The 19,932-nt window shown below is 36.5% G+C and carries 19 protein-coding genes; 12 read left to right on the top strand and 7 right to left on the bottom strand.

Annotation, left to right across the window (positions count from 1 at the left end):
- Positions 1–10: 10 nt before the first annotated feature.
- The 3 genes from ACU8DI_RS08805 (at position 11) to ACU8DI_RS08795 (ending at position 6,267) form a co-directional block, all read left to right on the top strand.
- Complete coding sequence (locus tag ACU8DI_RS08805) at positions 11–3,421, top strand: methylmalonyl-CoA mutase family protein (RefSeq protein ID WP_447112399.1); 3,411 nt, start codon at positions 11–13, stop codon at positions 3,419–3,421.
- A gap of 87 nt (positions 3,422–3,508) precedes the next feature.
- Positions 3,509–4,627, top strand: coding sequence for a hypothetical protein (locus ACU8DI_RS08800; RefSeq protein WP_447112398.1), 1,119 nt, complete (start codon positions 3,509–3,511; stop codon positions 4,625–4,627).
- Between the two features lie 92 nt (positions 4,628–4,719).
- Positions 4,720–6,267 (top strand): alanine/glycine:cation symporter family protein, encoded by a 1,548-nt coding sequence (locus ACU8DI_RS08795; RefSeq protein WP_447112397.1) that lies wholly within the window; start codon positions 4,720–4,722, stop codon positions 6,265–6,267.
- On the opposite strand, the gene ACU8DI_RS08790 is transcribed toward ACU8DI_RS08795, so the two are convergent.
- Complete coding sequence (locus ACU8DI_RS08790; protein WP_447112396.1) at positions 6,264–6,659, bottom strand: hypothetical protein; 396 nt, start codon at positions 6,657–6,659, stop codon at positions 6,264–6,266. The genes ACU8DI_RS08795 and ACU8DI_RS08790 overlap by 4 nt on opposite strands.
- A 115-nt stretch (positions 6,660–6,774) precedes the next feature.
- Between ACU8DI_RS08790 and ACU8DI_RS08785 the strand changes: the two genes are divergently transcribed.
- Positions 6,775–7,218 (top strand): Lrp/AsnC family transcriptional regulator, encoded by a 444-nt coding sequence (locus ACU8DI_RS08785; protein ID WP_447112395.1) that lies wholly within the window; start codon positions 6,775–6,777, stop codon positions 7,216–7,218.
- Between the two features lie 28 nt (positions 7,219–7,246).
- On the opposite strand, the gene ACU8DI_RS08780 is transcribed toward ACU8DI_RS08785, so the two are convergent.
- Complete coding sequence (locus tag ACU8DI_RS08780) at positions 7,247–8,230, bottom strand: YpdA family putative bacillithiol disulfide reductase (RefSeq protein WP_447112394.1); 984 nt, start codon at positions 8,228–8,230, stop codon at positions 7,247–7,249.
- Positions 8,227–9,456 carry an MFS transporter gene (locus ACU8DI_RS08775; protein ID WP_447112393.1) on the bottom strand — a complete coding sequence of 410 codons (1,230 nt, stop codon included), beginning with the start codon at positions 9,454–9,456 and terminating at the stop codon, positions 8,227–8,229. The genes ACU8DI_RS08780 and ACU8DI_RS08775 overlap by 4 nt, the downstream gene beginning before the upstream one ends.
- 229 nt (positions 9,457–9,685) lie before the next feature.
- Between ACU8DI_RS08775 and ACU8DI_RS08770 the strand changes: the two genes are divergently transcribed.
- The gene (locus ACU8DI_RS08770; RefSeq protein ID WP_447112392.1) at positions 9,686–10,291 is read left to right on the top strand and encodes a DUF1684 domain-containing protein; all 606 of its coding nucleotides are present in this window, start codon (positions 9,686–9,688) and stop codon (positions 10,289–10,291) included.
- On the opposite strand, the gene crcB is transcribed toward ACU8DI_RS08770, so the two are convergent.
- Together crcB and ACU8DI_RS08760 are read right to left on the bottom strand one after the other, a co-directional pair.
- Entirely contained in the window at positions 10,288–10,656 is a 369-nt protein-coding gene (gene crcB / locus ACU8DI_RS08765) for a fluoride efflux transporter CrcB (protein ID WP_447112391.1), read from the bottom strand. The two genes, ACU8DI_RS08770 and crcB, sit on opposite strands and share 4 nt — an antisense overlap.
- The gene (locus ACU8DI_RS08760) at positions 10,657–11,676 is read right to left on the bottom strand and encodes an SRPBCC family protein (protein WP_447112390.1); all 1,020 of its coding nucleotides are present in this window, start codon (positions 11,674–11,676) and stop codon (positions 10,657–10,659) included.
- Between the two features lie 101 nt (positions 11,677–11,777).
- Here ACU8DI_RS08760 and ACU8DI_RS08755 point away from each other — a divergent pair, with 101 nt between their 5' ends.
- Positions 11,778–13,817 carry a dipeptidyl-peptidase 3 family protein gene (locus ACU8DI_RS08755; protein WP_447112389.1) on the top strand — a complete coding sequence of 680 codons (2,040 nt, stop codon included), beginning with the start codon at positions 11,778–11,780 and terminating at the stop codon, positions 13,815–13,817.
- A 449-nt stretch (positions 13,818–14,266) separates the two neighbouring features.
- Entirely contained in the window at positions 14,267–14,653 is a 387-nt protein-coding gene (locus ACU8DI_RS08750) for a pyrophosphohydrolase domain-containing protein (protein WP_447112388.1), read from the top strand.
- Between the two features lie 27 nt (positions 14,654–14,680).
- Here ACU8DI_RS08750 and ACU8DI_RS08745 read toward each other — a convergent pair whose 3' ends face one another.
- The gene (locus ACU8DI_RS08745; RefSeq protein WP_447112387.1) at positions 14,681–15,754 is read right to left on the bottom strand and encodes a branched-chain amino acid aminotransferase; all 1,074 of its coding nucleotides are present in this window, start codon (positions 15,752–15,754) and stop codon (positions 14,681–14,683) included.
- A gap of 113 nt (positions 15,755–15,867) precedes the next feature.
- Here ACU8DI_RS08745 and ACU8DI_RS08740 point away from each other — a divergent pair, with 113 nt between their 5' ends.
- Genes ACU8DI_RS08740 through ACU8DI_RS08725 form a run of 4 tightly spaced genes read left to right on the top strand, consistent with a single transcriptional unit; the run spans position 15,868 to position 18,480 of the window.
- Positions 15,868–16,386, top strand: coding sequence for a DUF4920 domain-containing protein (locus tag ACU8DI_RS08740; protein ID WP_447112386.1), 519 nt, complete (start codon positions 15,868–15,870; stop codon positions 16,384–16,386).
- Positions 16,386–16,832 (top strand): hypothetical protein, encoded by a 447-nt coding sequence (locus tag ACU8DI_RS08735; protein WP_447112385.1) that lies wholly within the window; start codon positions 16,386–16,388, stop codon positions 16,830–16,832. Before ACU8DI_RS08740 ends, ACU8DI_RS08735 begins: the two co-directional genes overlap by 1 nt.
- A 4-nt stretch (positions 16,833–16,836) precedes the next feature.
- Positions 16,837–17,514 carry a tRNA (5-methylaminomethyl-2-thiouridine)(34)-methyltransferase MnmD gene (gene mnmD, locus ACU8DI_RS08730; protein ID WP_447112384.1) on the top strand — a complete coding sequence of 226 codons (678 nt, stop codon included), beginning with the start codon at positions 16,837–16,839 and terminating at the stop codon, positions 17,512–17,514.
- 54 nt (positions 17,515–17,568) lie between these two features.
- The gene (locus ACU8DI_RS08725) at positions 17,569–18,480 is read left to right on the top strand and encodes a TIGR01777 family oxidoreductase (RefSeq protein WP_447112383.1); all 912 of its coding nucleotides are present in this window, start codon (positions 17,569–17,571) and stop codon (positions 18,478–18,480) included.
- A 72-nt stretch (positions 18,481–18,552) separates the two neighbouring features.
- Here ACU8DI_RS08725 and ACU8DI_RS08720 read toward each other — a convergent pair whose 3' ends face one another.
- On the bottom strand, positions 18,553–19,227 hold the full coding sequence (locus tag ACU8DI_RS08720) for a YceI family protein (RefSeq protein ID WP_447112382.1): 675 nt from the start codon (positions 19,225–19,227) through the stop codon (positions 18,553–18,555).
- A gap of 157 nt (positions 19,228–19,384) precedes the next feature.
- Between ACU8DI_RS08720 and ACU8DI_RS08715 the strand changes: the two genes are divergently transcribed.
- Positions 19,385–19,930, top strand: coding sequence for a nucleotide exchange factor GrpE (locus ACU8DI_RS08715; protein ID WP_447112381.1), 546 nt, complete (start codon positions 19,385–19,387; stop codon positions 19,928–19,930).
- Positions 19,931–19,932 lie beyond the last annotated feature (2 nt).

Raw genomic sequence — 19,932 nt, 5'->3', positions numbered from 1 at the left:
ATTATTACGAATGAAGCAAGTCGCACCTTATCATACAAAACATAAAGTTAGAATCGTAACTGCCGCCTCCTTATTTGATGGGCATGATGCCTCCATAAATATCATGCGTCGTATCATCCAAGCCACAGGTGTGGAGGTGATACATTTGGGTCATGATAGGAGTGTTGAAGAAGTGGTGAATACAGCCATTCAGGAAGATGTGAATGCGATTTGTTTAACATCATATCAAGGTGGTCATAATGAGTATTTTAAATACATGCATGACTTACTAAAAGAAAAAGGTGCTGAACACATCAAAATCTTTGGCGGTGGTGGCGGCGTTATTTTGCCTTCGGAAATAAAGGAACTCATGGATTATGGTATTGATCGTATCTATTCACCTGACGATGGTCGTGAAATGGGTTTACAAGGCATGATTAATGATCTAGTCGAAAAATCCGACTTTGCCATTGGCGAATCGCTTAATGGTGAGATTGATCATTTACCAAACAAAAACCCGAAAGCTATTGCGCGTGTAATCTCTTCTGCAGAGAATTTTCCTGAAGTGGCAAAAGCAACTTTAGATAAAATACATGCCAAGAATAAAGACTCTAAAACTCCAGTACTCGGTATTACTGGAACAGGTGGTGCAGGAAAATCCAGTTTAGTAGATGAGTTGGTGAGACGTTTTTTAATCGATTTTCCAGAGAAAACCGTGGGAATCGTCTCGGTAGATCCCTCTAAACGTAAAACTGGAGGTGCCTTATTAGGAGATCGTATCCGTATGAATGCTATTAATTCACCTAGAGTGTATATGCGCAGTCTTGCGACACGTCAATCTAATTTAGCCTTATCAAAATATGTGAATGAAGCAGTAGAAGTGCTTAAAGCCGCTGAGTTTGATTTAATCATTTTGGAAACCTCAGGGATTGGTCAATCTGATACAGAAATTATTGAGCATAGCGATGTGTCTCTATATGTGATGACACCTGAGTTTGGTGCGGCAACACAATTAGAGAAAATTGATATGTTAGATTTTGCCGATTTGGTAGCTATCAATAAATTCGATAAACGCGGCTCTTTAGATGCCTTACGCGATGTAAAAAAACAATACATGCGTAACAACAACTTGTGGGATACACCGCAAGAAGACTTACCTGTGTTTGGAACCATTGCGTCACAATTTAATGATCCTGGAATGAATACGCTCTACAAGGCCATCATGGATAAGTTGGAAGAGAAAACCGATACCGATTTAAAGTCCACCTTTCATATTTCCGATGAAATGAGTGAAAAGATTTTTGTGATCCCTCCATCTCGAACACGTTATCTATCAGAAATTGCTGAAAACAACAGAGCGTATGATAAAACGGTAGTGGATCAAGTTGAAGTGGCTCAGAAACTTTATGGGATTTATAAAACGATGGAATCGGTTGTAGGAACAAGCCCTAAATTGGATAAAGCTGGAATTGATGGAGACGGCATTAATTATGCAGATAACAAAGACTTTGTCAAGCTTTTGATAGCTGAATTTGATCGTGTCAAACTCAATTTAGATCCTTACAACTGGGAAGTAATTACAGGTTGGGATGACAAGGTGAATCGTTATAAAAATCCTATTTACTCCTTTAAGGTTCGCGATAAAGAAATAAAAATAGAAACACATACAGAGTCCTTGTCTCATACACAAATACCTAAGGTAGCGTTGCCAAAGTATCAAGCTTGGGGAGATATTTTGCGATGGACGCTTCAGGAGAATGTTCCTGGCGAGTTTCCATATACATCAGGCTTGTATCCATTCAAAAGAACGGGAGAAGATCCTGCTCGAATGTTTGCAGGTGAAGGTGGACCAGAACGAACCAATCGTCGCTTTCATTATGTGAGTATGGGCTTACCAGCAAAACGATTGTCAACGGCCTTTGATAGTGTGACACTCTATGGTAATGATCCAGATCATAGACCAGACATTTACGGTAAGATTGGAAATGCAGGTGTGTCTATTTGCTGTTTGGACGATGCTAAAAAATTGTATTCCGGATTTAACTTGGCGGATAAAATGACTTCAGTGAGTATGACTATTAATGGTCCAGCTCCAATGTTACTGGGCTTTTTTATGAATGCCGCCATAGACCAACAGTGTGAGTTATATATTAAGGAACATGGTCTTGAGAAGGAGGTTGAAGCTAAAATAGCAGAACTATATAAAGATAAAGAACGACCTAAATATCACGGTGAATTACCTGAAGGGAATGATGGTCTTGGATTGATGCTTTTAGGTGTTACAGGAGATCAAGTGTTACCGAAAGATGTTTATAAAGAAATAAAAGCCCAAACAATCGCCCAAGTGCGAGGGACCGTTCAAGCGGATATTTTGAAAGAAGATCAAGCGCAAAATACCTGTATTTTTTCTACAGAATTTGCCTTGCGTTTAATGGGAGATGTACAAGCCTATTTTATAGAGAATAATGTCCGAAATTTTTATTCTGTATCTATTTCTGGTTATCATATTGCAGAAGCTGGAGCAAATCCAATTTCGCAATTGGCATTTACCTTAGCCAATGGTTTTACCTATGTGGAGTATTACTTGTCTAGAGGTATGGATATTAATAAGTTTGGACCTAATTTATCCTTCTTTTTCTCGAATGGTATTGATCCTGAATATGCCGTAATCGGTCGTGTCGCTAGAAAGATTTGGTCTAAGGCAATGAAACTTAAGTATGGTGCTAATGCACGAGCACAAATGCTCAAGTATCATATTCAAACGTCGGGACGTAGCTTGCACGCTCAAGAAATCGACTTTAATGATATCCGTACAACCCTTCAGGCATTATATGCGATTTATGACAATTGTAACTCTTTGCATACGAATGCTTATGACGAAGCGATAACCACACCAACCGAAGAATCAGTGCGACGTGCAATGGCCATTCAGTTGATTATTAATAAAGAATTAGGGTTGGCTAAAAATGAAAACCCTATCCAAGGTTCCTTCATTATTGAGGAATTAACTGATCTTGTGGAAGAAGCTGTGCTTTTAGAATTTGACCGAATCACAGAAAGAGGTGGTGTTTTAGGAGCGATGGAAACGATGTATCAACGCTCAAAAATTCAAGAAGAAAGTCTGTATTATGAAACCTTAAAACACAATGGAGAGTTTCCAATTATAGGCGTGAATACATTTTTGAGTTCCAAAGGGTCTCCTACGGTCATTCCTGCGGAAGTCATTAGAGCCACTGAAGAGGAAAAGAAAATACAAATTAAAACCTTGAAAAATTTGCATCAAGCTCATGATACCAAGGATTTACTGAATGACTTACAACAAAAGGCCATCAATAATGAAAACATTTTTGAATCTTTAATGGAGGTTTGTAAAGTATGCTCCTTAGGTGAAATCACATCTGCTTTGTTTGAAGTGGGTGGGCAATACCGAAGAAACATGTAAGTTCTAGACTTCCATCTATGAAGAAATAATTTAAAATCCCTTTTCATCAAGGGATTTTTCTATATTTAGTCATTCAAACGAACTACCATGTCATCTACGACTGAATTTATGGTCACGGCTATCGTCTGTTTAATTTCAGCGATGGTCATTCAACGGATTTTCATCAAGGAAAAAAAACGAGGAACTAATCAGCATGCGATAAATGGCATAAAATGGTTCGGCTTGGCAATATTTGTTTGGGGATTCGGCGCTTTGCTGAATTTAGTATATACGCAAATATTTCAATGGTCCTTGAGTCATAAAATCTTGATTTATTCAGGCGTGTTAGTATCCTTAGCGAATTCATTATTTATCTTATTGTCATTACCATCTATTGAACATAATCATAGACGAGGAATCGTTGTGCGATTGATAGAACGGTTTTCTACCAAGGAATTCATCGGACTATACTCTGGTGTTTTAGGAATGATCACATTCGTTTTTATAGCGAGTTCTTATAATAATGCGACCATTAGTAATAATTTTATTTGGTTGATCGATATTCCTATATCCATTTTTGTAGCCTTATCCTTGCTCTATGAACTGAACAGCGCTTTTAAAAGTAGGCAAATGACGTTCATGTATTTACCCACTTTTGTGTTGTTCTTACTCATTGTTATAGCAGTATCACATAGAATCATTCCTCAAGACCAGGTTGTTCAGATTATCGATCAAAAGTTTTGGGCCATCGTTGGTGGTATTACTGCTATTTCGTTTAAGTTTTTATTCATCTTATTGTTTTCTATTTTACTGTACAGTTGGAAATTTCTTTCGGAAAAAGAAGAACAACAGTCATTGGTACATGAGTTAACGATGCGTAACAAAAAACTCAATCACCAAATGGAACAATTGCAGTTGGCGAATGAGAGTCATTTAGATACGATTAAAAACATGAAAAAGGAATTACTTTCGTTAAGCCAACTACATACCATTGAGTTTTCTGAACGTCAAAAGGAAGTGTTAGGGAATTTGGCGCTTTTCGGTCATGAGAAATCTTACAATGACATAGCCGAAATGATGCATATTAGCGTCGATGGCTTACAAACACATATTCATCAAATCAAAAAAATGTTGAATATCAAGGGTAGTGAAGGGAAAGAGCAATTGATTGCCTACGCCATTACTAATGATTTCGCCGCTCATGCAAGTCGTAATATGAGTGATTAAGTACATGCTTAATCATTCCCTCATTAAATTTCATCACTACGTAACCTTTTATGTAAAGCGGTTTGTTCACACCTTGTGACAAACTTCTTTATATGTTATCAGAAATTCAAAATCAATCATTAGACGAACAAATCAACACACAATTCAGCAACGCTACCCAATGGTTTGTAGATGCCATTTTTGCTGAAATTCCAATAACGAATGACGTTGGCATTCCTTGGGTACTTATTATTTTAATTCTGGGTGCTGGCTATTTTACATGTTACTTCAGGTTTGTCAATTTCCGATCGTTTTTTACAGCGATTAAAGTCGTTAGAGGTCGTTATGACGACTTAGAAACAGGAGGCTCAATTGAAGTTTCAGAAGCCGTCTCTACGATGGATGGTGACAACCCTGACACCATCCGAGTTGAAGGTCATGGCGAAGGTGAAGTGAGTCACTTTCAAGCACTTACTGCAGCTGTTTCGGCCACGGTGGGTCTCGGGAATATTGCAGGAGTTGCAATCGCCTTGTCCATTGGTGGTGCTGGAGCGACGTTTTGGATGGTTCTAGCCGGATTATTAGGGATGTCTTCAAAATTCGTGGAATGCACATTGGGCGTGAAATATCGAGAAGTTGATAGCAAAGGAACAGTATTTGGCGGACCCATGTATTACCTTAAAAAAGGGTTGAAAGAGAAAGGCTTAGTAAAACTCGGGAAAATTCTTGCTGTGGCTTTTGCTGTTATGTGTATTGGTGGCTCCTTTGGCGGAGGGAATATGTTCCAAGTGAATCAGGCCTTTAAGCTTTTTGAGTATGTCACAGGAGGAGAACAAAGTTTTTTATATGGTAAAGGCTGGGTTTTTGGTTTAGTGATGGCCATTTTCGTGGGTATTGTGATTATTGGAGGTATCAAGAAAATAGCCAAAGTGACCGATAAAGTAGTGCCAATTATGGTGGTGGTTTATCTGTTAGCGGTACTCACGATACTCGGATTAAATTTTTCAAAAATCCCTGATGCTTTTTCAGCCATTTGGAATGGCGCATTTAATCCGCAAAGTATAGCTGGCGGATTTATTGGTGTGCTGGTACAAGGATTTAAAAGAGCAGCCTTTAGTAATGAAGCCGGTATCGGAAGTTCTTCAATAGCCCATAGTGCGGTAAAGACCAACTATCCTGCAAGTGAAGGATTGGTCGCTTTGTTGGAGCCTTTTATTGATACGGTATTAGTGTGTACCATGACAGCTTTGGTATTAATAATTACAGGTCAAGTGGATACGAGTGCAGCTATTAGTTTTGAACAGGGCGTTATACTTACAGCCACAGCATTGGAAAGTGGTATTTCCTGGTTTCCTTATGTCTTAACCGTTGCTGTCATTTTATTTGCCTTTTCATCGATGATTTCTTGGTCTTATTACGGGTATCAATCGTGGAGTTATTTATTCGGACGAAGTAAAAGAACAGCATATATCTACAAACTTTTATTTTGCGTGTTTACAGTTATAGGTGCTGCTGCAACCTTAACTGCGGTTGTTGATTTTAGTGATGCTATGGTCTTCGCAATGATGGTGCCTAATATGATAGGTCTATTTTTATTAAGGAAGCGCGTTTTGGAAGAACTAAAACGTTACAAAAAAATGATTTTTAAGCCTAAAGTTTAAAGTGTAAGCATCCAATGACGTTGTAGTCGCTTGAATTTTTTTAACTCTTTTTGAAGAATAGGAAGGTAGTCTCTTCCATTGCTGTTGCAATGTTGCAATCGCTTACAATTTAAATGCAAACGATGTGTTAAACGTTCTAAAGATGCTAAATGTTTATGTTTTCTATCAGAAAAACGTTCTGCCTGTGCCTTTTCAATTTCAGGAACTAAAGACTCTGACTGTTGAATGATGTCTCCAGAAAAGTAGATATCAGCATCTTCAGTACCATCTGCTCTTAAATACGATAAATCTTGATTGATATATGTGGAAATACTCCGAGATAAGACAAGGATATCTATAGCCTTTTGATATATAGGCAGTTCTGATAAGTGAGATGGGATTTGATAATTCATTTTTTAATAGCAATGGTAACAAAATTAGTGACAAATGAGGATAATATGCTTTAATTATTAAAGTAAAAACGTATATTTGATTTAACTATTAACGTATATTTTAAAATTACTTTAAATGCATATAGACACGCTTAATTGGAAGATTTTGAAATGTCTTCAAGTGAATGCGAGGCAATCTAATGCTGAAATTGGTAGACAAGTTGGCATTAGTTCTCCAGCCGTTTCAGAGCGCATTAAAAAGATGGAAGATGCTGGGATTATTCAAAGCTATAATACCTTGGTGTCACCATTCGAAGTTGGTTATCAGTTAAAAGCCTTGATAACACTTCGCGCCTTCATGGGAATGCTTAAGCCATTTTTAGAGAAAGTTCAAACGTATAATGAGGTAATCAATTGCTATCGGATTACCGGTAACGAAAATATCGTGATGGAAGTCGTTCTAAAAAATCAAAAGCACTTGGAATCATTTATCGATCAGTTAATTGTTTATGGAGAAACAAAAACACAGATTGTATTGTCACACGTTATAAAACATAACGAAGTAAAACCCTTGAAGTAAGATTTTAGGCCTGAGGATTTTTGTCTATTTAGGAACGACTATTGTCAAATTGTTGTTCTATATGTTGAGCAATTTGCTTGGCATGTATCCTTGAATTTTCAATAAACCATTTATGTGTTTCCATTCCACCGCAAATCACTCCTGCCAAATATAAACCATCAACGTTTGATTCCATGGTATCCTTATTATAAGTAGGCAGGTGTTTTTCATCATTTGATAATGTGATTCCAGCAGCTTCCAAAAATTGGAAGTTGGGCTGGTATCCTGTTAGTGCAATCACATAATCATTTTCAATAGTTTTAGAGCCTTCAGGTGTGTTTATCGTAATATGGTTCGGTTGTATATCAGTAATTTCAGAGTCAAAATAGGCGGTGATACTTCCTTCTTCAATACGATTGATGATATCAGGTCTTACCCAATATTTGACACGTTCACCAATATCAGAACCTCTCACAATCATACTGACATTGCCACCTTTTCTATAGATTTCAAGCGCAGCATCTACAGCAGAATTACTGGCCCCAACTATCGCAATATCTTGAAGGGTGAAAGGATGGGCTTCTTTATAATAGTGCTGAACCTTTGGAAGGTCTTCACCAGAAACATTCAACACATTTGGAATATCATAAAATCCAGTAGCAATAATCACTTTCTTGGCCTTGTATTGCGTTTTGTCTGAAGTGACTTCAAAATGCATATCGGCTTTTTTAATACTTCTTATTTTTTCATAGAGATGGATCTGCAACTTATTAGAAGTGACCACACGTCTATAATATTCTAAGGCTTCATTACGATTGGGTTTTGGCTGGTTACTGATAAAAGGGATGCCGTCAATTTCTAATTTTTCCGAAGAAGAAAAAAAAGTCATATTTAAGGGGTAATTGAATAATGAGTTGGTCAATGCACCTTTTTCTATGACCAGGTAATTCCAATCTCTTTTTTTACACTCCAAGGCACAAGCGATACCAATGGGTCCTGCTCCTACAATAAGTACGTCTACGGTTTTTATCATTGAATAATAGCGATGCTTTTATTTGTTTTTTTACGTTTCAAATGTTGCTTTAATATAAATAAAATGATGGCACACACAAAGGCTATCACTGTAATAATATACCAGGTATTATCATAACCTAATTTTGCGCTCATTTGCAATCCTGCATTGTGACCAAAAATATGCGCAATGGAAAATGACATGGAATAAAGTGCCATGTATTCTCCTTGATTTCCCTTTTTGGCGCGATCAATAGCAAAGGAGTTTGAAAATGGAAATGCGACCATTTCTCCTACCGTCATTAATAGCATTCCTAAAACCAACACGCCCGACCAACTCGTTAAGTTTAAAATCAGGAAGCTGATGCCTGTTAATACGGCTCCAAAAAATACCAATCCTAGTTTGGTATATTTAGAATTTTCTAACCATTTTATGAGTGGCATTTCAAAAATAAAGATTAAAAACCCATTGAGACCTAAAAGTAAACCAATTTCCAATTCATCTAAGCTATGAACATCTTTATAGTAAATGGTGATGGTCGAAAAGTACTGTAAAAATACAATCCCAAATAGAGCCATAGCTACCAAAAATATTAAATAGGCTTTATCTTTATATGCTGAATCAGGATGGTCATTTTTAATTTGGTCCATTATTTTAGCTTTCTTCGGATTCAATACTTTGATCATAAGAAGCGTCGCGATAATACAGGTAATACCATCTACCCAAAATAAGCCTGAGTAACTTAAGCCGGTAATAATAAGTCCGCCAATGGCAGGTCCAGCAGAAAACCCGAGATTAATGGCGAGTCTAATAAGTGTTAGTGATCTGATTTTATTTTCAGGTTTACTATAAGCACTGAGCGCCACAAACATAGCAGGTCGAAATGTATCTGCCACTAGCATAACCAAAAATATACCTACACAAATTAGCGCAAACGTATTGAGAAATTGAAGGGCAATAAATAAAAAACCCGTTGCTAATAAACTTCTTACCATGACTTGATAATAGCCTATTTGATCGGTAAGTTTGCCACCTAGCCAAGATCCAGCCACAGAACCAAGACCAAAAGCAGTCATTACCCATGCGACATCACCCACTGAAAATTCTAAATCCTCTTTGAGATATAACGATAGAAAAGGGATGACCATCGTTCCAGCTCTGTTGATTAAAGTAATTAGTGCAAGCCACCAGATTTCTTCAGAAAGCCCTTTAAATGTGTTGAGGTAATTTTTGAATAACAATTTCATTTTGATTGGTATATAAAAGTAAAAAGTCCGACGCTAACGTCGGACTTTTTATGATTGATTGGTTATATAATTATATTATCATAGCATATAGATCGTCCGACTCTTTCCTGAAGAGGTCTTCTGTCTTTTAATATATGTTACGACGCAATTATGCATTTTTCTTATTTTAATTGAGGTAAAGCTATGAAAAAAATGGATAAGTTGTATTTTTGAAATGAAAAATATCATTATGAAAACCTATCCACTACTTTTATTATTGTTCATTTCTACTTTAAGCTGTGCTCAGGATAAGCGTCCAATTCCCGGTGAAACTGAATTTCAAAAAGAGATCAATGCAGAATACAAAGATGCCTCAACATCGCCTCTTAAGGATAAAGACCGAAAAAAGTTCAAAGGTTTGGATTTTTTCAAGTTTGACTCCACCTATGTGGTTCAAGCTACTTTTGAAAGAACACCTAATGAGGATGTTTTTAAAATGAAGACTACGACTAGTAGGTTGCCAGAATACAAGAAATATGGTGTCATTACATTCACATTAAAGGATAAAGACTTTAGCTTAAATATTTACCAAAACCAAGGTTTGATTACGAAGGAGGGATACGAGGATTATTTGTTTTTACCATTTCTAGACAATACGAATGGTGATGAAAGCTATGGTGGTGGACGCTATATAGATATGAGAATTCCTGAAGGTAATGTGATAGAAATAGACTTTAATAAAGCCTATAATCCATATTGCGCTTACAATGAACGCTACTCTTGTCCGATAGTGCCAAGAGAGAATTACTTAGATTTAGAGGTTAGAGCGGGTGTTAAAGCTTTTAACAAGCACTAATTTTTAATTAAGTACATTCCAAAGAACACAGCAAGAAAACCAACAATAAAACTGGCTATTGTATAAAAGGCGAATGTCCCAAAATCACCAGACTTTAAAAAGACATGATTTTCATAGGCGAAGGTTGAAAAGGTTGTAAAACCACCACAAAAACCTGTGGCAAGAAATATGGTTTGATTGTCTGATAACGTATTGTTTTTTGCCGCAAGTCCTAGAATAATACCGATTAAAAGACTACCGATAATATTGGCTGCAAACGTACCATACGGTATGCCGTTTTCAGAATTATTGAGCCATTTACCTATGGTAAATCGAAGGACACTTCCAATACCACCACCCAAAAAAACCAAGAGAAGTTGTTTCATTTATTCGACAGCGATATAGATTTCGGTGATCCAATTTGCTGGATTTGCAGTATTCGAAGGATCAGTAATATAAGATTCAATCATGGGTCCCGACTCATTTTGTATTAAGTCGTTTTCGGCAATATAAGTCATGGATGTGTTCCAAGCTTCTTGCAGATTGTCATAATCGCCTTCAAGGACAGTTTTCAAAGCCTTAAACGGCTCAAGTTGACCAGTAAGTATGTCTGAATCTGTCGTAATAACTCTTGAACTCGTAGGAATACAACAAGAAAACATAACAGCGTTATTTTCAACATCCCATTGGTGATATATCACAAAAGGTTTGCCAGCCATTCGAATATTATTACTCATAGCATATCCACCAACTTTCGGCATCATTTCCTGCATTTTTTGTTCGAGATCACTCATCTTACATGACGTGGTATTGTATAAATAGAATCCACCACTATGCTGGGTTACGCCTTCAACGTCAATGGAATATTTTTTCATATCAGCCACCAAAACACTATCTAAGAGCTCTAGGCTTCGCTCATAATTCGGACCTATTTGTTTTTCCATGCCACCAGTAAATGCTGTATAAGCCTTAAACATAAAGGGTAAATCTTCGCCTTTAATAGACCACTTAACATCTGTTGAGCCGTCCTGATTAGGACTTAAATCCCAACGTACGTCAGATTTAGGAAATTCTTCAAATTGCATTTCTTGAATAATCGTACTGTGTGGTTTGGCATCAACTGTTTTCATGCGACCAACACCATCTGAATCCTCCCAAGTATATGAACCATCAATGCCCTTAGTTTTTTCTGGCAGCTGAATGGTTAAATCGGGATCGGCTTCAGCCCAAGATGACCAAGACTCCCAATTTTTAAAGTCAATAATATTGTCGTAAACCACTTCGGCAGGAGCCTGTATTGTTTTGGTTCGCGTGACTTCAAAACTATTGGGTTGTACCGCTATATAAATGGCCGCACCAATGATAAGTATAAGAAATAGAAAGATAATGTATTTAAATGCTTTCATTTTGACAGTTTGATAAAATTAATTAGGTAATCAAAGATAATCAATTTTAGGAGATGTTAATAAATGTTTACATTTGTGACACAACAATTAAATAATTAACAATGAAATTAAAATTTATACTAATTCTATCCATTTTTGCTAGCATTATGTATTCTTGTGGTGATGATAAAAAAACACAAGAGCCGGAAATGGCAACGGTAGAAAAAACCAGTGATTTTGATTATAACGTAGAGCAGTTTGCTGACATTAAAATTTTACGTTATCAAATTCCTGGATGGGAAAACTTAACGCTCAAAGAGCAAAAGTTAGTGTACTATTTAGTACAAGCAGGTTTGTCAGGACGTGATATTATGTGGGATCAAAATTACCGACATAATCTCAAAATTAGAAATGCCTTAGAAGCTGTTTACACCAATTATAATGGTGATAAAAACACCGATGACTGGAAAGCTTTTGAAACCTACTTAAAACGTGTTTGGTTTTCTAATGGCATACACCATCATTATTCCAATGATAAGCTAAAGCCTGAATTTTCTTCAGATTATTTGAAGTCGCTTTTAGCAGACTCAGGAGTCACACTTGAAGGTGAGGCTTTTGATGTGATTTTCAACGATAAAGATTCTAAAAAAGTCAATCAGGCCAAAAATGTAGATAACGTTTTATTATCTGCTGTTAATTTTTATGGTCCCAATGTTACTAATGCGGATGTTGAAAGCTTTTACAAGAGAAAAAGTTCTCCTAATCCAGAAAAACCTTTGTCTTTTGGTTTGAACTCACAATTGGTTAAAGAAAACGGAGAACTTAAAGAACGCGTTTATAAATCAGGAGGATTATATGGCAGTGCCATCGATGAGATTGTAAAGTGGTTAGAATTGGCACAAGGTGTCGCAGAGAATAAAGCACAAGGCGATGCTTTAGGACTCCTTATTCAATACTACAAAACAGGTGACTTACAAACTTGGGATGATTACAATGTGGCATGGACTGCAGCTACTGAAGGGAATATCGATTATATCAACAGTTTTATTGAAGTTTATAATGATCCTTTAGGGTACCGAGGATCTTATGAAACGATTGTCCAAATAAAGGATTTTGATATGTCTGAAAAAATGGCGGTACTTTCTGAAAATGCGCAATGGTTTGAAGATAATTCGCCATTAATGGATGCGCATAAAAAAGATAGCGTCGTAGGTGTAACTTACAAAGTTGTTACTGTGGCTGGTGAAGCTGGAGATGCATCACCAAGTACGCCAATAGGTGTAAATTTACCAAATGCCAATTGGATAAGAAAAGAGGTAGGAAGTAAGTCTGTTTCACTAGGAAATATTATCAATGCTTATAATAATGCTGGAAGTACAGGTCGCTTAAAAGAGTTTGTACACGATGATGAAGAGTATGAATTAGAAGAAAAATATGGTCAATTAGCTGATAAATTGCATACAGCACTTCATGAAGTGATTGGTCACGCATCTGGTCAGTTAAATCCAGGTGTTGGCGAAACTAAAGAAACTTTGAAAAACTATGCGTCGACATTGGAAGAAGGTCGTGCTGACTTGGTAGGACTTTATTATTTATATGATCCTAAATTACAAGAACTAGAACTTGTAGATGACTGGAAATCGGTTGGAAAGGCAGCTTACGATGGTTACATAAGAAACGGTTTGATGACGCAATTAATTAGACTCAACTTGGGTGATGATGTAGAAGAGGCACATATGCGTAACAGACAATGGGTGTCGGCATGGGTTTATGAAAAAGGTAAAGCCGATAATGTGATTGAAAAAGTCACCCGAGATGGCAAAACGTATTTCAATATTAATGACTACGACAAACTACATGAGTTGTTTGGTGAGTTGCTTAGAGAAACCCAAAGAATTAAGTCTGAAGGCGATTACAAAGCCGTTGAGGAATTAGTTGAAGGATATGGTGTGAAAGTAGATCAGGCGATACACGAAGAAGTCTTGGAGCGTAACAAACAATTTACGTCCGCACCATATAGTGGTTTTGTAAATCCAGTATTAGTTGCTGAAAAAGATGACAATGGTGATATCACAGCTATCAAGGTAAAACAACCAAATACTTTTGAAGGTCAGATGTTGAATTACAGTAAAAACTTTAGTTTCCTTCCAGAAGAAAATTAAGGACTTAGTAATTTAAAAATTAAGAAAAAGACATCGGTAATTCGATGTCTTTTTTTTTCGCCCTTGGTCATTATATTTTCTCGTCTTATGATGAGGTCATAGAACGATATCCTAAACAAATATATACTTGATGGCAGAAATCATAAGGATAAAAGCGATAAATGCAATTAAAACCCAAACACTTCCTTTATAATATTTTTTGTGTAATTTCAAATCTTTACGGTATGCTAAAAAAATTAAGACAGCAAATGCAAGCGCAAATAATATTCCAAAAATCCATTGACCATTACTAAACATATAGCTATTTTTATGCAAAAATAATTAAACCTTAATTAGCAAATTAAAATTATAAGCTTAAAATTTTGCCAATTTTGTAAACATTTACTGTCATTCACTATTATAGTTACGAAAATTATAAGCTTTTAGTTTTTTACCAATCAGAAAATATTATGAAGAATAAAATTGAAGCCGTTAAGACATTTCATACGGCCTTTAAAATAGGACATAGAGAATCACCGAAAGCCGATTTGGGGATAGATAAAAACATGTTGCGTTATAAGCTCATGCGAGAAGAAAATGAAGAGTACCTAGAGGCTGCTAACAGTAATGATTTGGTGGAAGTTGCAGACGCCCTGGGCGACATGCTTTATATCTTATGCGGAACCATTATAGAACATGGACTACAGCATAAAATTGAAGAAGTATTTGACGAAATTCAAAGAAGTAATATGAGTAAGTTGGGAGCTAATGGAGAACCAATTTACAGGGAAGATGGTAAAGTGTTGAAAGGTCCCAATTATTTTAAACCCAACATTCAAGCTATTTTAGAGTCATAAAAAAAGGAGCCAATTGGCTCCTTTCATTTATTTTACTTCATATCTCCAATGATGTTTGTCATCGGCTAAATTATGTTGGATATTCAGCATTTTTTGTTTTAGAATACTAGAGTAGGAGCTAGCATCAATTTCAGGTAATTCGTAATAGGTATCTTGGTATTCAAATCCGGAAATAGGACTAATCACCGCTGCGGTTCCTGCACCGAATATTTCTTTTAAAGTACCATTATTTGATGCTTCAACAATTTCACTCACCTTAATTGGTCGCACTTCACACGTGATGTCGTTGTCAGCCGCCAATTGAATCAAGCTCTTTCGGGTGACACCATCTAAAATTCGGTCACTAGTTGGCGCTGTGATAAGGGTGTCATTAATTCTAAAAAAGACATTCATGGTTCCAGCTTCTTCTAAAAAGGTATGTGTGTCAGCATCGGTCCAAATAACTTGCTGATAGCCCTTCTGCTGCGCAAGATTGGTCGGGTAAAATTGTGCCGCATAATTTCCTGCTGCTTTGGCAAAACCAACACCACCATTAGCCGAACGACTAAATTGTTCTGCAATCAGTACTTTGACAGTACCTTTGTAATAGGCTTTGGCAGGTGAACAGATAATCATAAATCTATAATTTTCTGAAGGTGCTGCTGCAATGGCAGAATCAATCGCAATAGCAAAAGGTCGGATATATAAAGAGTTACCAACACCAGGTTGAATCCAGTCTTTGTCTAAATTTAATAATGTTGTGAGTCCTTCAAAAAAGTATTCTTTAGGAAACTCTGGCATCGCTAATCGCGCTGACGATTTATTAATACGCTTGAAGTTTTCTTCAGGTCTGAATAAAAAGACATTACCATCGTCATCTTTATAGGCTTTCATGCCTTCAAAAACAGCTTGTCCATAATGAAATACGCGAGCTGAAGGTTCCATTGGCATGGATTGATATGGCATTATTTTTGGCTGTTGCCATTGTCCATCAATAAAATCACACATGAACATATGGTCTGTAAATGTTCTTCCAAATGCTAAATCATCAAAATTAACATCTTGTAACTTAGATGTTTCGACTTTTTCTATGTGTAAATTGCTAGTATATGTGTTTGACATTTCGGTTGAATTTAGTCCTGCAAAATTAGTCATTTTTGATGGGTTAAAAAAGGTAATGTTTTCTAAAAAAATATGTAACTTTACATATTAATATTTAATGAAATTTTAAGACCATGAAACACATATTATCGTTAGTAATTTTGGCCTTAGTGTTGTTGTCTTGTAAACAAGAAGCTAAGCAAACAGAAGAAACGACTGAAGCTACAACTATGCAATCTGAGGAAATCGCTTATGCATCTTTTGGAAAGGAAATCAATGATGCTGATGCATTGCCTGCAAAACGTATGGCCGAGCATTACGCGAACATGACGGTTGGTGATTCTGTCAATGCAAAAATGACTGCCAAGGTTGATGAGGTGTGCCAAGCGAAAGGTTGTTGGATGAAATTGGATTTGGAAAATGGACAGCAAGTAATGGTAAAATTCAAGGATTATGGATTCTTCATGCCTAAAGATATCGCAGGAAAAGAAGTTGTTATTAACGGAAAAGCATTTGTCAATGAGGTGCCAGTAGAAGAGCAACGTCATTATGCTGAAGACGCTGGTGCTTCTGAAGAAGAAATTGCGAAAATTACGGAGCCTAAAAAGACCTTTTCTTTTGAGGCAGATGGTGTGCTACTTAAAGAAGAGTAATGTCGAGAATTTGTTACATTTTTTTTGTAATAGTTCTCGCTGTTAATTGCAAGTCACCTGAAGAGGAGAAGTCTACACCGAACATCGTTGATGGCACTCAGAAATATGAGGTCTATCAAGGTTCAGAAATGTCAACATTAATGCAAGGCATGTATGCCTATAATTTGCAGATAAAGAACGAGATTAAGGCTGGTGTTCAACCGACAGAATTTCCAGACGTGTTTCTCAATATACACACGGCACAATTATCGGATACGAAAACTAGAAACGATACATTTCAATTTTATTCGACAGAATTTATAAAAGCCGAAAGATTGGTGTTTGTTGAAGATGCAACTAAAGCGGTATCACAACGCTATAATGATGCCATCATGATGTGTGTCGCTTGCCATAAATCGGAGTGTACTGGACCTATTCCAAAGATTAAAAAGTTACTGATTCAGTAGAGTTGTGAAACGTAAAATAATTACCACGGCAGATGGCTCAAAAACCATTCAGATAGAAGATTGGAACGAGCAATACCATTCTGTGCATGGTGCGATACAAGAAGCAAATCATGTATATATAGAACAGGGTTTGCTTTTTTTTATTGCTGAAAATCAACCTGAACAGCATCGAGAAATTTCAATTTTAGAAATTGGATTTGGCACAGGATTGAATGCCTTACTCACTTTTTTAAAAACAAGCTCTTTAAATCAGTTGATTCATTATGTTGGTGTAGAGGCTTATCCTGTTTCTCAGGAAGAATGGCAGAAGCTTAATTATGTTTCAGAATTACACCTAAAACCAGAACTTTTTGACAGTCTGCATACCTGTGATTGGGAACAAAAAAATGCCATATCAGAGCGCTTTCACTTAACAAAACAACAAAAGTTCTTTAAGGATATTTCCGAGGCGAATACTTTCGATGTTATTTATTATGATGCTTTTGAAGCAAGAGTGCAGCCTGAACTTTGGACGAAGGCTAACTTTGAACGAATGTATAACGCTCTGAGACCGAATGGCGTCCTTACAACTTATGCGGCCATTGGCAGTGTTCGTAGAGCATTATTAGAGATTGGTTTTGAAGTTGATCGACTTCAAGGACCACCAGGAAAGCGACATATGCTAAGAGCTATAAAACGTTAAACCCTTACTAAAATGCTTCTGTTTGGGTCGCTATTTCAGTAAATTTGTTTAGCTATGAAAAAGATACTTATTACAGGTGCTACTGGATTGATTGGACAGGAAATTGTGAAAATTTGCCATGAACAAAACATCATAGTACATTTCTTGACCACCTCAAAGGAGAAATGTGCGTCTGAAACCAATTACAAAGGATTTTACTGGAATCCCAAAGAAAATTTTATCGATACGGCCTGTTTTGATGGCATAGAAACCATCATTAATCTTGCGGGTGCTACAATTTCGAAACGTTGGACAGATACATACAAAAAAACGATTTTAAAGAGCCGAACGGCATCTTTAGAATTACTCAGGAACACCATTGAAGATCATCAATTTCCTATTAAACAAATCGTTTCTGCGAGTGCAATTGGTATCTATCCCGATTCATTGACTAATTATTACGAAGAAAATGAGACGCAAGTTTCTGAAAGCTTTTTAGGGACTGTAGTCAAAGCTTGGGAGGCTGCTGTTGATGCTTTTCAACCTTTAGGTATTCAGGTGGCTAAGGTACGAATAGGTCTTGTCCTTTCTACTAAAGGTGGCGCCTTACCTCAAATGTTAATGCCCATAAAAAATTATGTAGGATCTCCATTTGGAAGCGGTGAACAATGGCAATCTTGGATCTATATTCAAGATTTAGCCAAGCTTTTTATGTTTGTTGCGAGCAATGGTTTAGAAGGTGTGTATAACGGCGTGGCACCAAATCCAGTGACCAATGAAGAACTGACAAAATCTGTTGCTAGGGTATTGCGAAAACCATTATTTATGCCAAATATTCCGAAAGCCTTGATGCGCTTGGTCTTAGGTGAGATGCATATTTTATTGTTTGAAAGCCAACGCGTAAGCTCGAAAAAAATAGAGAGCGAAGGCTTTGTCTTTGAGTTTTATCATTTAGAGCCAGCATTAATTGAATTATTACATTCTTAATAAAGACACGACCAATAAAAAAGAGCACTCCATCTGAGTGCTCTTTTTTATTTGATATGATTTTCGTTTGAATTAAGCTTTTTTTGCTTTTACTACAATTTTTAATTCCATATCATCATTAATAAACTTATCACCGAGATCATCAAAAACGGATTTAGATTTGAAATTGATGCCCCAAACGGTTCTATCAATCGTAAACGGTTCACTTTCAATCGTCATCATGTCACCTTCATTCGTGATAGTCACTGGAAATGAAATATTATGTTTTTGTCCTTTCATAGATAAATTTCCAGAAAGTCGCGTTTTACCAGCTGCAATAGCTTCAGTACCTGTGATAGAGAATGCGGCATCAGGGAATTTTGTCACGTTAAAAAAGTCGCCTTCTTTTCCTTCAACTGTACCCTTTAAATGTGCTTCTAAGTTCTCTTTTCCATCTCCAGATTCAAGATCAGTAACCGTAATGGTTGTCATATCAATGATGAAATTTCCACTCTGTAATTTTCCATCATCTGTGTTAAAAACACCCGTGTCAATATTCACAGTACCTGTATGTGTTCCAGTTGGTTTAAAACCTTTCCAATGAATGATTGATTCTGCAGTATTCACCATATATTTTTGAGAGGTGCTTTCGCTAACCGCAGCCGCTTCCGCATCGCTTGTATTGGCTTCTGGAGCTTTGTCTTTACAATTTGTCATTGCCAACGAAACGGCCAATACCATAGACCATTTTAAAATTTTTGTTTTCATAATGTTTATCAATTAGTTGTTCATGTCCTACAAAAATAAGCATTGTGCAAGGATCTGTCAATTTCAAGAAAAATAATTTGGTGACATTTTGACATTTTTATAATAATGGCAGTACTTTTGCCATCTTAAATCGAAGATTTATAAAATAATCCAGAAAATGAGTAAAAAAGAAAAAGATCAAGTGATAGATGAAGGGCAAGACCAAGAGGTGTCTCAATCTACAATGGATAATAATAAAGAAGACGAATTGACTGTTGAAGAACAATTACAGGAAGATTTAGCCAAAGAGAAGGATAAATTTATGCGTCTTTTTGCTGAATTTGAAAACTATAAGAAAAGAACGACTAAAGAGCGCATTGAATTATTTAAAACGGCCAGTGAGGAAGTGATGATTTCTATGTTACCAGTTTTAGATGATTTTGAACGCGCTTTATTGCACATTGAAGAGGATAAAGAAGCCGAAGAATTGCGAAAAGGGGTGTTGTTGATTTATCAGAAATTATTGACCACGCTCGAACAAAAAGGCTTGTCTAAAATTGCCATTGAAAAAGGCGATGTTTTTAATCCAGATAACCATGAGGCAATCACACAGATTCCTGCGCCAAGTGATGATTTGAAAGGAAAAATCATTGATGTTGTAGAAAAAGGATATAAATTGGGAGAGAAGGTGATTAGGTTCCCAAAAGTTGTAATTGGACAATAAAT

Source organism: Psychroserpens sp. BH13MA-6 (assembly GCF_052983595.1).
Note: the sequence above shows the minus strand (reverse complement) of the source record. Positions and strands in the feature narration are given on the sequence as shown.

Excerpts from the sequence above, each read along its gene's own strand:
- ACU8DI_RS08755 (WP_447112389.1), top strand. The coding sequence starts at position 11,778 with ATGAAATTAAAATTTATACTAATTCTATCCATTTTTGCTAGCATTATG.
- ACU8DI_RS08735 (WP_447112385.1), top strand. The coding sequence starts at position 16,386 with ATGTCGAGAATTTGTTACATTTTTTTTGTAATAGTTCTCGCTGTTAAT.
- ACU8DI_RS08795 (WP_447112397.1), top strand. The coding sequence starts at position 4,720 with ATGTTATCAGAAATTCAAAATCAATCATTAGACGAACAAATCAACACA.
- ACU8DI_RS08805 (WP_447112399.1), top strand. The coding sequence starts at position 11 with ATGAAGCAAGTCGCACCTTATCATACAAAACATAAAGTTAGAATCGTA.
- crcB (WP_447112391.1), bottom strand. The coding sequence starts at position 10,656 with ATGAAACAACTTCTCTTGGTTTTTTTGGGTGGTGGTATTGGAAGTGTC.
- ACU8DI_RS08800 (WP_447112398.1), top strand. The coding sequence starts at position 3,509 with ATGTCATCTACGACTGAATTTATGGTCACGGCTATCGTCTGTTTAATT.
- ACU8DI_RS08790 (WP_447112396.1), bottom strand. The coding sequence starts at position 6,659 with ATGAATTATCAAATCCCATCTCACTTATCAGAACTGCCTATATATCAA.
- ACU8DI_RS08760 (WP_447112390.1), bottom strand. The coding sequence starts at position 11,676 with ATGAAAGCATTTAAATACATTATCTTTCTATTTCTTATACTTATCATT.
- ACU8DI_RS08745 (WP_447112387.1), bottom strand. The coding sequence starts at position 15,754 with ATGTCAAACACATATACTAGCAATTTACACATAGAAAAAGTCGAAACA.
- ACU8DI_RS08720 (WP_447112382.1), bottom strand. The coding sequence starts at position 19,227 with ATGAAAACAAAAATTTTAAAATGGTCTATGGTATTGGCCGTTTCGTTG.
- ACU8DI_RS08715 (WP_447112381.1), top strand. The coding sequence starts at position 19,385 with ATGAGTAAAAAAGAAAAAGATCAAGTGATAGATGAAGGGCAAGACCAA.
- ACU8DI_RS08775 (WP_447112393.1), bottom strand. The coding sequence starts at position 9,456 with ATGAAATTGTTATTCAAAAATTACCTCAACACATTTAAAGGGCTTTCT.
- ACU8DI_RS08770 (WP_447112392.1), top strand. The coding sequence starts at position 9,686 with ATGAAAACCTATCCACTACTTTTATTATTGTTCATTTCTACTTTAAGC.
- ACU8DI_RS08725 (WP_447112383.1), top strand. The coding sequence starts at position 17,569 with ATGAAAAAGATACTTATTACAGGTGCTACTGGATTGATTGGACAGGAA.
- ACU8DI_RS08750 (WP_447112388.1), top strand. The coding sequence starts at position 14,267 with ATGAAGAATAAAATTGAAGCCGTTAAGACATTTCATACGGCCTTTAAA.
- ACU8DI_RS08785 (WP_447112395.1), top strand. The coding sequence starts at position 6,775 with ATGCATATAGACACGCTTAATTGGAAGATTTTGAAATGTCTTCAAGTG.
- ACU8DI_RS08740 (WP_447112386.1), top strand. The coding sequence starts at position 15,868 with ATGAAACACATATTATCGTTAGTAATTTTGGCCTTAGTGTTGTTGTCT.
- ACU8DI_RS08780 (WP_447112394.1), bottom strand. The coding sequence starts at position 8,230 with ATGATAAAAACCGTAGACGTACTTATTGTAGGAGCAGGACCCATTGGT.